This window comes from Tsuneonella sp. HG249 (assembly GCF_053819205.1).
The window spans coordinates 2,147,487-2,159,464 of record NZ_JBSOQY010000001.1 but is presented as its reverse complement, the minus strand read 5'-3'; the positions used below and the strand labels follow the sequence as shown (position 1 = coordinate 2,159,464).

11 protein-coding genes are annotated in these 11,978 nt (G+C 64.4%); 10 read left to right on the top strand and 1 reads right to left on the bottom strand.

What is annotated here, in order from left to right:
• Positions 1-411 precede the first annotated feature (411 nt).
• The gene (gene rpsB, locus ACWPM1_RS10810; protein WP_455694838.1) at positions 412-1,206 is read left to right on the top strand and encodes a 30S ribosomal protein S2; all 795 of its coding nucleotides are present in this window, start codon (positions 412-414) and stop codon (positions 1,204-1,206) included.
• Between the two features lie 77 nt (positions 1,207-1,283).
• Positions 1,284-2,210, top strand: coding sequence for a translation elongation factor Ts (gene tsf, locus ACWPM1_RS10805; RefSeq protein WP_455694837.1), 927 nt, complete (start codon positions 1,284-1,286; stop codon positions 2,208-2,210).
• Between the two features lie 62 nt (positions 2,211-2,272).
• On the opposite strand, the gene ACWPM1_RS10800 is transcribed toward tsf, so the two are convergent.
• The gene (locus ACWPM1_RS10800) at positions 2,273-3,346 is read right to left on the bottom strand and encodes an MBL fold metallo-hydrolase (protein ID WP_455694836.1); all 1,074 of its coding nucleotides are present in this window, start codon (positions 3,344-3,346) and stop codon (positions 2,273-2,275) included.
• An 87-nt stretch (positions 3,347-3,433) separates the two neighbouring features.
• Here ACWPM1_RS10800 and pyrH point away from each other — a divergent pair, with 87 nt between their 5' ends.
• From pyrH to ACWPM1_RS10760, 8 genes are all read left to right on the top strand, one after another.
• Positions 3,434-4,156 (top strand): UMP kinase, encoded by a 723-nt coding sequence (gene pyrH / locus ACWPM1_RS10795; RefSeq protein WP_455694835.1) that lies wholly within the window; start codon positions 3,434-3,436, stop codon positions 4,154-4,156.
• Complete coding sequence (gene frr, locus ACWPM1_RS10790; RefSeq protein ID WP_455694834.1) at positions 4,156-4,713, top strand: ribosome recycling factor; 558 nt, start codon at positions 4,156-4,158, stop codon at positions 4,711-4,713. Before pyrH ends, frr begins: the two co-directional genes overlap by 1 nt.
• A gap of 25 nt (positions 4,714-4,738) precedes the next feature.
• A complete protein-coding gene (gene uppS / locus ACWPM1_RS10785; RefSeq protein WP_455694833.1) occupies positions 4,739-5,422 on the top strand; it encodes a polyprenyl diphosphate synthase in 684 nt (227 codons plus the stop codon).
• Positions 5,409-6,134 carry a phosphatidate cytidylyltransferase gene (locus ACWPM1_RS10780; protein WP_455694832.1) on the top strand — a complete coding sequence of 242 codons (726 nt, stop codon included), beginning with the start codon at positions 5,409-5,411 and terminating at the stop codon, positions 6,132-6,134. The genes uppS and ACWPM1_RS10780 overlap by 14 nt, the downstream gene beginning before the upstream one ends.
• The gene (dxr, locus tag ACWPM1_RS10775) at positions 6,134-7,285 is read left to right on the top strand and encodes a 1-deoxy-D-xylulose-5-phosphate reductoisomerase (RefSeq protein ID WP_455694831.1); all 1,152 of its coding nucleotides are present in this window, start codon (positions 6,134-6,136) and stop codon (positions 7,283-7,285) included. The genes ACWPM1_RS10780 and dxr overlap by 1 nt, the downstream gene beginning before the upstream one ends.
• A gap of 1 nt (position 7,286) precedes the next feature.
• A complete protein-coding gene (gene rseP, locus ACWPM1_RS10770) occupies positions 7,287-8,420 on the top strand; it encodes an RIP metalloprotease RseP (RefSeq protein ID WP_455694830.1) in 1,134 nt (377 codons plus the stop codon).
• A gap of 181 nt (positions 8,421-8,601) precedes the next feature.
• Complete coding sequence (gene bamA / locus ACWPM1_RS10765) at positions 8,602-11,286, top strand: outer membrane protein assembly factor BamA (protein WP_455694829.1); 2,685 nt, start codon at positions 8,602-8,604, stop codon at positions 11,284-11,286.
• Complete coding sequence (locus ACWPM1_RS10760) at positions 11,286-11,966, top strand: OmpH family outer membrane protein (protein WP_455694828.1); 681 nt, start codon at positions 11,286-11,288, stop codon at positions 11,964-11,966. Before bamA ends, ACWPM1_RS10760 begins: the two co-directional genes overlap by 1 nt.
• Positions 11,967-11,978: the final 12 nt, after the last annotated feature.

Genomic DNA, 11,978 nt, shown 5'->3' with positions numbered 1-11,978 from the left:
GCATCGGCGAGGGTGAACACACTGGACAGCGCGATCGTGGCGAACAGTGCGACAAGCAAAATGGCAAGCATTGGACTCTAACCCTCATGGGTCGACAGCCATGTAGACAAGCTGTGGACGACTAGTGGAAAACCCCGAATCGGGAAACGTTCCCAATACGAAGCAATGTTCCCTTTTTGTTCTGGCTCGTCAAGTGCTATGCACGGCCGGACGAATCCCCTGTGCGACGAATTGAAGGTAGATTTTCGCGCTGGGTGCCGCTAAGGGCCCGCCGTCCGATCCTGGACCGGTCGTGTAGGCTGGGTCCTGTAGCGGACAAATTCACATGAAGAGCGCCTCATACCGGTGCCTGCCGCGGGAAACTCCGCACGGGTTCCAGCTCTTCAGAGGCACAACCGGAAGGAATTACCTATGGCGGCTCCTGTCGTCACCATGCAGCAATTGATCGAGGCCGGCGCGCACTTCGGCCACCAGACCCACCGCTGGAATCCGCGGATGAAGCCGTACATCTTCGGCGCCCGCAACGGGGTTCACATCATCGACCTGTCGCAGACCGTGCCGCTGATGGCGCGCGCCCTCGACTTCATCCAGGACACCGTCCGCAGCGGTGGCAAGGTGCTGTTCGTTGGCACCAAGCGCCAGGCGGCCGAGCCGATTGCCGAGGCTGCGCGCAAGTCGGGCCAGCATTTCGTCAACCACCGCTGGCTGGGCGGCATGCTCACCAACTGGAAGACCATCTCGGGCTCGATCAAGCGCCTCAAGAGCCTCGATGAGCAGCTTTCGGGCGAGATCTCGGGTCTGACCAAGAAGGAAATCCTCCAGCTTACCCGCGAGCGCGACAAGCTCGAGCTTTCGCTCGGCGGCATCCGCGACATGGGCGGCATTCCGGCGGTGATGTTCGTGATCGACGCCAACAAGGAGGATCTCGCGATCAAGGAAGCCGGCGTGCTCGGCATTCCGGTTGTCGCGGTTCTCGATTCGAACGTCGATCCGAGCGGCATCGCCTTCCCGATCCCGGGCAACGACGACGCTGCCCGCGCTGTGCGTCTCTATTGCGACGCCGTCGCCGAAGCCGCCTCGACGGGCCAGGGCCGCGCGACGATCGATTCGGGTGAAGACATCGGCGCGATGGCCGAGCCGCCGGCCGAGGCCGATGTGGCGGAAGCAGCGGCCGACGCCCCGGCCGAAGCTTCGACCGAAGCCTGATCGCCTCGCCAGCCTGATCTGCGGCGCTGGGCGAAAATCCGGCGCCGCACCGCATTTTTCAAAGAAGGAATACCGACATGGCTGCATTCACAGCCTCCGACGTTAAAGCCCTGCGCGAGAAGACCGGCGCGGGCATGATGGACGCCAAGAAGGCGCTCGAGCAGACCGGCGGCGACATCGAAGCCGCAGTCGACGCGCTGCGCGCCAAGGGCCTCGCCACCGCGGCCAAGAAATCGAGCCGCACGGCGGCCGAAGGTCTCGTCGGCGTTGCCGTCGCGGGCACCAAGGGCGTTGCGGTCGAGGTGAATTCGGAAACTGACTTCGTCGCCAAGAACGACAAGTTCCAGGACTTCGTCCGCAAGGTCACCGAAGTGGCGCTCAACGAAGGCGCTGCCGACGTCGAAGCGCTCAAGGGCGCCGGCTATCCCGATGGCGGGACCGTTGCCGACAAACTGACCGACAACGTTGCGACAATCGGTGAGAACCAGCAAGTCCGTCGCCTGAAGCACGTCTCGGTCAACCAAGGCGTCGTGGTTCCTTATATGCACAATGCTGCTTCGGCCGGTCTCGGCAAGATTGGCGTGCTTGTCGCGCTGGAAAGCACCGCCGAAAAGGCCGCGCTGGAAGCGCTGGGCAAGCAGCTGGCGATGCACATCGCCGCCGCTTTCCCGCAGGCGCTCGACGCCGACAGCCTGGACGCTGAAGTGATCGAGCGTGAGCGCAAGGTTGCCGCCGAGAAGGCTGCCGAGAGCGGCAAGCCGGCGGACGTCCAGGCCAAGATGGTCGACGGCGCGGTGAAGAAATTCGCAAAGGAGAACGCGCTGCTCAGCCAAGTCTTCGTGATGGACAACAAGACCGCCATCAGCGACGTGATCGCCGCCGCCGGCAAGCAGGCCGGCGCGTCGATCGTGCTCAAGGACTACGTCCGCTTCCAGCTCGGCGAAGGAATCGAGAAGGAAGAGACCGATTTCGCGGCGGAAGTCGCCGCCGCGGTCGCTGGCTAATCCAGCCACCCGTCGGAATTGCGGCCGCCGGAGCGATCCGGCGGCCGTTTTCGTTCAAACGACTAGAATCCGTCCTCTTCGCGAATATCGTGAGATCCGGCAGGCAAGACGAAAATCATTCCGTCCTCCCCCACCGTGATCCCCCCATCAAACCGATCCGCGGCGTCGCCGAGGAAAGCTGGATAGAACAAGCTGCTGGGCATCGGCGGGACTAGGTGCGTGAGCACCAGCCGGTCCACTCCCGCCCGATCGGCGCTCTCCGCTGCCTGCTCTGGCGTCGCATGGTAATTTAGGATGTCGCGGGTGATCTGCGCCGTTCGCTTCCGCCCGGCCGTGTCGAGCGAACGAGTGAGTGACCCCACCATGCGCGGCTGAAGCGCCTCATGCACCAGCAGATCGGCGCCATTCGCCGCGCGTTCGAGCGACGCGGATTGCGCAGTATCGCCACTGATAACGACCGAGCGGCCGCGATAATCGAAACGGTAACCCACCGCGGGCGCCACGGGTCGGTGGTCGACCGGAAAGGCAGTAACACGCAACCCATCCTGTTCGAAAACGACTATCGCCTTGGTGGGCTCCCCGAAAGAACGCGCCTGCAGGGTGCCGCCGTTCTGAGGTGTGATGGCATTTCCATGGTGAGCGACCCGATAGCCGTGATCGGCAGTATATGTCCGGTTGAACCCGGTTGCGATTTCCTCAACCCCCGCAGGCCCGACGAGGAGCAATGGCGTGCGCGAAGCTGCGCCCGTCCAGTGCAGCAGGTTGAGGGGGCCCAAGCCATCTATGTGATCGGAGTGGAAATGGGTGAGGAACACCGCCTCGACCCGCCCGGGATCGATGCCCATGCGAACGAGGTTGCGCGCGCCGCCTTCGCCGATATCGACGACATAAGCCCGCCCGCCGGCGACGACGACCGTGCATGCCGCCGCGCGGTCCGTGCCCGGCATGGGCGAACCGGTACCGCACAGTCCAATGGCCAGCCCGTCGCCGGCGTCGAACGGCGCACTCGTCGCTCGGCTCCCCGCCACCCGCTCGTAAATCCAGGCGCCGAGTTGCGCCTGAAAGAGGCGGGCCGCGATGGCCGCCGCTACGACGAGCACCAATAGGACGAGCAGAATTCGGCGCGCGCGCGGCATCTCCGGCCTCCCGGCTTTCCCTTTGCGCCCCTGTCGGTTGCTCGCTAAGGGAGCCCCCATTCCGCAACGTAAGGACTTTGCCCGCCCGTGGCTACGCCCCGATACAAACGCATCCTGCTCAAGCTTTCCGGCGAGGTGCTCATGGGTGGCCAGCAGTTCGGCATCGATCCGGCGTTCGTTGCCGAGCTAGCCAAAGAAGTGAAGGCGGCGAAAGAAACCGGGCTCGAGATCTGCCTCGTAATCGGGGGCGGCAATATATTTCGCGGCATGGCCGGTGCAGCTCAAGGAATGGACCGCGCCCAGGCAGACTACATGGGTATGCTGGCAACGGTGATGAACGCGCTCGCGATGCAGAATGCGCTCGAGCAGATCGGTGTGCAGACCCGGGTCCAGTCCGCTGTACAAATGGATGCTGTGTGCGAGCCGGTAATCCGCCGCCGCGCCGAGCGGCACCTTGAAAAGGGCCGGGTGGTGATCTTCGCGGCGGGGGTGGGCGCTCCTTACTTCACTACCGACAGTGGCGCTGCGTTGCGCGCGGCCGAGATGAAGTGTGATGCGCTGCTCAAGGGGACCAGCGTCGACGGGGTTTACGATAGCGATCCCAAGACGAACAAGGATGCAAAACGTTTTGATACCGTGACCTACGACACGGTGTTGGCAGAAAATCTAAAGGTAATGGACGCCTCGGCTGTGGCCCTGTGCCGCGACAACGCTATTCCGATCGTGGTATTCTCGATCCGGGAGCAAGGCAATCTCGCGCGCGTACTCAGCGGGCAGGGCGTCCAGACCATCGTTCAAGGGGAATCCTGATGGCGAAGTATGACAAGGCCGACATCGAGCGGCGCATGCAGGGCGCGGTGGAGTCGCTCAAAAGCGACCTCGGCGGGCTGAGGACCGGGCGGGCCAATACGACGCTGCTCGATCCCGTGGTCTGCGAGGTCTACGGCGCGATGATGCCGCTCAATCAGATCGCGACCGTATCGGCTCCCGAGCCGCGTATGCTCAGCGTGCAGGTCTGGGACCGTTCCAATCTGACCGCCGTGGAGAAGGGTATTGCCCACGCCAATCTCGGCCTCAACCCGATGATCGACGGGCAGACCATTCGTCTGCCGATCCCGGACCTTACGCAGGAGCGCCGCAAGGAGCTCGCCAAGCTCGCGGGCCAGTACTCGGAGAAGGCCAAGATCGCCATCCGCAACGTCCGCCGCGACGGGATGGAAATGCTCAAGGAAGACGAGAAGAAGAAGGACATCTCCGAGGACGACCGCAAGCGCGGCGAGGACGAGGTCCAGAAGCTGACCGACAAGTATGTAGCGCTCGCCGACGAGGCCGCGGCGGCCAAGGAAAAGGAAATCCTCACCCAGTGAGCGGCGAGGCTCCCGGAGCGAAGTGATGACCGGCGAGGGCGAGGTCGCACGCCACGTCGCGATCATCATGGATGGAAACGGGCGCTGGGCGAAGGCCCGGCACCTGCCGCGCGCGGTGGGGCACCAGCGCGGGGTCGAGGCGGTGCGCAAGCTCGTGCGCTCGCTCAAGGACACCAGTGTCGAGTGCCTGACGCTCTACGCGTTCAGTACCGAAAACTGGCGGCGGCCGGAGGACGAGGTCGGCGATCTGATGAACCTGATGCGCAAGTTCATCAAATCGGACTTGCCGGAATTCATCGCCAACGACGTCAAGCTGCATATCCTCGGCGACTGGCGGGGGCTCGCGCCGGACATTGTCGAGATGCTCAATGAAGCGCTCGATAAGACCTGTAACGGCTCTAGAACGCTGGCTGTTGCACTGAATTACGGTTCGCAGCAGGAAATCGCCCGCGCCGCGGCCAAAGCGGCCGAGGAGGGCGCGATCTCGACCGAGGCGATCGAGCGCCACCTCGACACGGCGTCATTGCCACCGCTCGACCTTTTGATCCGCACCAGCGGCGAGTTGCGGCTGTCGAACTTTCTCTTGTGGCAGTGCGCTTATGCCGAGATGATATTCACCGACGTGCTGTGGCCCGATTTCACTCCAGCGCATCTGACCGAGGCGCTCGAACAGTTCGCGCGGCGGGAGCGACGCTATGGCGGACGTTGAAGTGAAAGCGCCGGTGCAGGCCAGGAACTCCACCGATCTTCCCGTTCGCATGGGCTCGGCGGTGGTCATGCTGGCGCTCGCCATCGGAGCGCTGGTTGCGGGAGGGCAGGTCTTTACCGCCTTCGTGACGATCGTCGCCCTCGTCGCGTTCGTCGAGTTCGTGCTACTGGTTGTCCGCGCTACGCAGAGCATTCCGGCGCGGTTGGCGTCGATTGCGGCCGGCGCGATCTATTTCGGGCTGGCGGCGGGCATCCTTGCCGGCGCGGGCGACTTCCTCATCGTGCTGATCGTCGGCGTGACGGTGTTCACGGATACATTTGCCTATTTCTTCGGCCGGTCGATCGGCGGGCCCAAGATAGCCCCCGCGATCAGTCCGTCGAAGACCTGGGCCGGGCTCGTCGGCGGGATGATCGGCGCCGCGCTGTGGGTGGTGTTGTGGGTAGTCGCGATCGACGGCGGGATCGTCGGCCCCCGGTTCGAACTCGGACCCCCGCTCTCGGCAGAGAACCTAGGCACGGCCGCCTTGCTCGGCGCGGCGCTCGCGGTCCTGGCGCAGATGGGCGACTTCTTCGAATCCTGGCTCAAGCGCCGGGCGGGGGTGAAGGATTCCTCGAAGCTCATTCCTGGGCATGGCGGGGTGTTTGACCGCATCGATGGCATGCTGCCGGTCGCCATCGCGGTTGGAGTGCTGGCCTGGGCGCTGGCCCGCTGATGCGCTCGATATCGATCTTCGGCGCGACGGGATCGGTAGGTGCCTCGACGCTCGACCTGGTGCGGCGCCAGCCCGGCGCATGGCGGATTGTGGCGCTGACGGCCAACTGCAGTGCCAACGAACTGGCGGCCCTTGCGCGCGAGTTCGCAGCCGAGGTGGCGGTCGTCGCAGACGAGAGCTGCCTGCCCGCGTTGCGCGATGCGCTGTCGGGTAGCGGCATCGAGGCCGCGGGAGGGGCCGAGGGATTGTGCGAGGCCGCCTCGCGCGGCGCCGATCTTACGGTAGCCGCGATCGTGGGCTGCGCGGGCCTCGGCCCGGTGATGGCCGCGATCGAGCAGGGCGGTGTCGTGGCGCTCGCCAACAAGGAAGCGCTGGTCTCGGCCGGCGAAGTGATGACCGCAGCGGTGGCTCGCAGCGGCGCCACCTTGCTGCCCGTCGACAGCGAGCACAACGCGATCTTCCAGTGCCTCGCCGGCAATCGCGTCGAGGATGTGCGCCGCATCACGCTGACGGCCAGTGGCGGGCCGCTTCGGACCTGGAGCCAGGCGCAGCTCGAGGCCGCCACGCCGGCCCAGGCGATCGCGCACCCCAACTGGGACATGGGCGCGAAGATCAGCATCGACTCGGCGACGATGATGAACAAGGGCCTCGAGTTCATCGAGGCGCATCACCTGTTTCCCGTTGGTCTCGACCGGATCGCCATCGTTGTTCACCCCCAGAGCGTGATCCACAGCCTCGTCGAGTATCGCGACGGTTCGACGCTGGCCCAACTCGGACCGAGCGACATGCGCGTGCCCATCGCCTCGTGTCTCGCCTGGCCGCACCGCATGGATACGCCCATGGAACCGCTCGATCTGGTTGCGCTGGGTGAGCTGACCTTCGAGGCGCCCGACGAGAAGCGCTTCCCGGCGACGCGCCTGGCGCGTGAGGCGGCCCGAGCGGGAGGTGCCGCTCCGGCGGTCCTCAATGCCGCTAACGAGGCCGCGGTTGCCGCATTCCTCGCTGGCAAGATACCATTCACGCGAATTGCGCTAACAGTAGAGCGAATCCTCTCCCGCCCGCTTCCGGAAGCGCCTGTCACCCTCGAAGAGGTGCTGGCGGTGGACGCCGAGGCGCGGGCGAGGGCGGACGAATTGCTGGAGCTTGCCTGAGTTGATCGATTCGCCGCCTTTCTGGCTCTACATAGTGGGCTTCCTGCTGCTGCTCGGGCCGCTGGTGACGCTCCACGAGTTCGGGCACTACCTGATGGGCCGCCTGTTCGGCGTGGGGGTCGAAGCGTTCTCGGTCGGGTTCGGCAAGGAACTTGCGGGGTTTACGGACAAGCGCGGCACGCGCTGGCGGCTCTCGGCGCTCCCGCTAGGCGGGTATTGCCAGTTCAAGGGCGACATGAATCCCGCCAGCATTCCCGACGCACGGGATGTGGCCGACCTGACCCCTGCCGAGCGTGACGGCAACTTCCATCTCGCGCCGCTCTGGCAGCGGGCGCTGATCGTGCTTGCCGGGCCGCTTACCAACCTGGCGCTGGCGGTGGCGATCTTCGCCGCCTTCTTCATGGCGATCGGCAAGCCCGTCCAGGCCGATCCGGCCGAAACCAACGTCGTGCAGAAGTTCGCCGCCGGCTCGGTGGCGGAGGCCGCTGGCGTGCGCGTCGGCGATCGCATCGTCGCGATCGACGGCGAAGCGGTCGACGAATTTCGCGACATCACCGAAGCAGTGCTGATGCATCCCGGTAAGCCGATAGTGCTCGGTATCGAGCGCGAGGGTGACCGCCTGCGCGTTCCGATGACGATCGGCACGGCGGTGGAGAAGGACAAGTTCGGCAACGAATCCCGGGTCGGAAGGCTCGGCGTCTGGTCGAGCCCGATCCGCTACCAGCCGGTAGGGCCGGTGGCCGCGGTGCGCCTGGCGGTCGAGGAGTGCGTCGACCTCGTGCGCATGATGGTCACCGGCATTGCCCAGATATTTACCGGCGAGCGGTCGGTGCAGGAACTGGGCGGACCGATCAAGATTGCCAAGTTCTCGGGCGAGCAACTGAGTCTGGGGTGGACAGCCTTCGTCGGCTTCGCCGCGTTGATCTCTCTTAATTTGGCATTCATCAATCTGTTGCCAATCCCCGCCCTCGACGGCGGGCACCTGGCTTTCTACGCGGCCGAAGCGGTCCGCCGGAAGCCGATCGGTGCGCGCGGTCAGGAAATGGCGTTCCGTGCCGGCGTGGCTGTTATCCTCGCGCTGATGCTGTTCGTAACGGTCAACGACTTGCTGTCGCTGCCGATCTTCGGTCGCTAGCGAGTTGTTGGCGGATATCGTGCTGGCGACGGCGGCAGGGGCACAACCCGCCGCCACCGCTTGATTGGAAACGGGGTATCGGGCAAGGGCGGCGCTCCGCCGCAAAGGCCCGATTGCCGCGGTAGGCGGATGGAGCACAGCCGAGCTTATGAATTGTTTTATGGACGGGAGTTCCACGTCGATGAAGGCACGCGAAACCGCCGCTACCCGGGCCCGCTCGGGGCCGGCGAAGCTGGCCCTGTCGCTGCTTTGCGGGACCATGCTGGGCGGCTACCCCGTCGCCGCGCTCGCGCAGGAAGCGCCCACCACGCCGCCGGCGGAAGTCGCTGCTCCTCAGCCTGATGTGATCCGCTCGATCGCAGTTGCCGGCGCCCAGCGGCTCGAGCCCAACACCATCGTCTCCTATATCCGGCTGCGCACCGGGCAAGTCTATACCCAGGCAGCTGCGGACCAGGCGCTCAAGGACCTGTACGCGACCGAGCTGTTCTCGAGTGCAAACATCGTTAACAACGGCGGCGACGTGATCGTCACCGTGGTCGAGAATCCGGTCATCAACCGCATCGTGCTCGAGGGCAACAAGCGGCTGAAGAGCGATAAGATCACGCCCGAGATCAAGCTGGCGCCACGCCAGATCTTCACCCGCTCCAAGGTCCGCGCAGACGTCGCCCGGATTGTCGAACTTTACAAGCGGCAGGGCCGTTTCGCGGCCAGCGTCGAGCCGAAGATGGTCGAGCTCAGCCAGAACCGCGTCGATGTCGTGTTCGAGATCAACGAGGGGCCCAAGTCCAAGGTCCGGCAGATCAACATCATCGGCAACGAGGCGTTTTCGGACGGCGATCTGCGCGGCGAAATGCTGACCAAGCAGGCGCGCCTGACGAGCTTCCTGTCCTCGCGCACCAGCTACGATCCCGACCGCCTTGCATTCGATCAGCAGAAGCTTCGCCAGTTCTACTTGACCCAAGGCTATGCGGATTTCCGCGTGGTTTCGGCCGTCGCCGAGCTGACCCCGGACAAGCGCGATTTCATCATCACCTACGTTGTCGAGGAAGGCGAACGCTACAAGTTCGGCGACGTCGCAGTCGAGAGCGAGCTACGGGACTTCTCGAGCGAGGCGCTCACCCGCAACCTGCCGATGAAGGCCGGCGATTGGTATGATGCCAAGCTCGTCGAAGATACGTCCGAGCAGTTCACCGAGCTTGCCGGCACGTTCGGCTACGCGTTCGCCAATGTCGAGCCCGAGTTCCGCCGCAGCAAGGACGATCTCACCATGTCGGTGAACTTCGTCATCAAGGAAGCTCCGCGCGTCTATGTCGAGCGCGTCGACGTCAACGGCAACACGCTGACGCAGGACAAGGTCGCGCGGCGCGAGTTCCGATTGGTGGAAGGCGACGCGTTCAACTCGCTGCAGGTCAAGCGCACGGAAAACCGCATCAAGTCGCTGGGCTTCTTCCAGGAAAACTTCGAGATCGCGCAGAAGGAGGGCACGACGCCCGACCGCATCGCGCTCGAGGCGAACGTGGAAGAGCAGGCGACCGGCCAGCTTCAGCTGTCTGCCGGCTTCTCATCGATCGAGAGCTTCATTCTCGCGGCCTCGATCCAGCAGCGCAATTTCCGCGGCCGAGGGCAAACCGTTGGGGCGGGCGTCAATTACTCGCGCTATTCGAAGAGCGCGAACTTGAGCTTCACCGAGCCGTACGTGTTCGACAAGAACGTGTCGGCGGGCCTCGACATCTACCGCCGCGACCTCAACAGCTTCAATTACCTGAACAACGACCGCAACACGACCTTCCAGCAGACTACCACTGGCGGTCAGTTGCGGCTTGGCGTGCCGCTTACGGAATACACGTCGTTGATCGGCAGCTACACGTTGAACTTCGATGACGTGACGCTCGACGAGAGCCGGTTCTTCACTAATCGACAGAACCCCGGCACGTTCGAGTGCGATCCATTGCTTGCCGGACGTTACTTGTGCGAAGCGGTGGGTAGTCGGACCAGCTCCATCCTCGGCGTTACCTTTGCCTACGATTCGCTCGACAGCCGCTTGCGGCCGACTCGCGGGCGCTCGGCTTCGATCACCACCGAGGTTGCCGGTCTTGGCGGGTCGGTGAAATACGGGCGTGTCCGCGGCCGTGCGGCGCAGTATTGGCCGGTCGGCGGCGGGTTCATCTTCTCGGTCCAGGCCGAAGGTGGCGCCATCAAGTCGTGGGGTAACGGGACGGTCCAGCTGACGGACCGTTTCTTCCTCGGCGAACCGCAGATGCGCGGGTTCGACATCCGCGGCGTGGGCCCGCGTGTTATCCGGCAACCGATAATCGACGATCCGGACAGCACTGATCCGACCAAGTTCATCGTCGTTACCGAGCGCGACCGGGTGTCGGACGACGCCTTGGGCGGGGAGTTCTATTATCTCGGCCGTGCCGAACTCGAAATTCCCCTCGGCAGCGGGGTTCAGGAACTTGGCCTGCGTCCATCGGTTTTTGTCGACGTCGGCGCGCTGTGGGGCGGACGCAATCCTCAGCTTCAAAACAGCCCGTTCCCCGGTGGTATCGATTTCCCGCAACGCGACGCGAGCGGCAACGCGCTGTTCACTCAGACGGTAACCAATCCAGACGGCACTCAATCGACGAGCGTAGTGACTACGCCGGTCGCGCCCAATGGATCGGCGAATACTCCGCTGGTAAGCAACATCGGGCCGTTCCAGGAGGTTTATCTGGGCGACACCCCGAGCCCGCGCGTCGCGGTCGGCATCGGGGTTAATTGGAACTCGCCATTCGGCCCGTTCAGGATCGATTTCTCCAAGGTGCTGTTGAAGCGGCCCGGAGATGACACCAAGCAATTCTCGTTCAACGTAGGAACCCAATTCTGATGAAGACCAACCTCAAGGCCCTGCTTGCAGCAGGTGCCGTGCTCGCCTCCGTTTCGCCGCTCGTCGCTGCCCCCGCGGCCGCTCAGGTCGTCAAGGGCATCGCCGTCGTCAGCCTGCCGGCCGTCGTCGCCAACTCGAACGCCTACAAGACTGCCGAACAGCAGCGCCCGGTAACCTACAAGCCGCAGATCGACGCCGCCGAAGCGCGCCGCGCTGCGATCGCTGCCCAGCTCCAGCCGCTGATCACCAAGTTCAACACCGACCGCACTGCCAATGCCAACAATCCTGCGCTGAATAGCCAGGCCCAGGCGATCCAGCAGATCCAGGCTTCCGGCCAACAGGAACTGCAGCAGCTCGTCGCGCCGATCGCGCTGAGCCAGGCCTACGTCAACGAGCAGATCGAGGACAAGCTCTCGGCCGCGGTGCAGAACGCCGCCAAGAAGAAGAACATCCAGCTGATTCTCGATCCTACCCAGGGCGCAGTGATCTATGCCGACGCGGCGTATAACATTACCCAGGACGTTGTGAACGAGCTCAACGTGCTTATCCCGAGCGCGCAGTTGGTTCCGCCGCAGGGCTGGGTGCCGCGCGAAATGCGCCAGCAGCAGGCCGCCGTCGCAGGGGCACAGGGGGCTCCCGTCGCCACGCCGCAAACTCCGCCGGCGACCAACAGCCGCTGATCGCAAGCAACC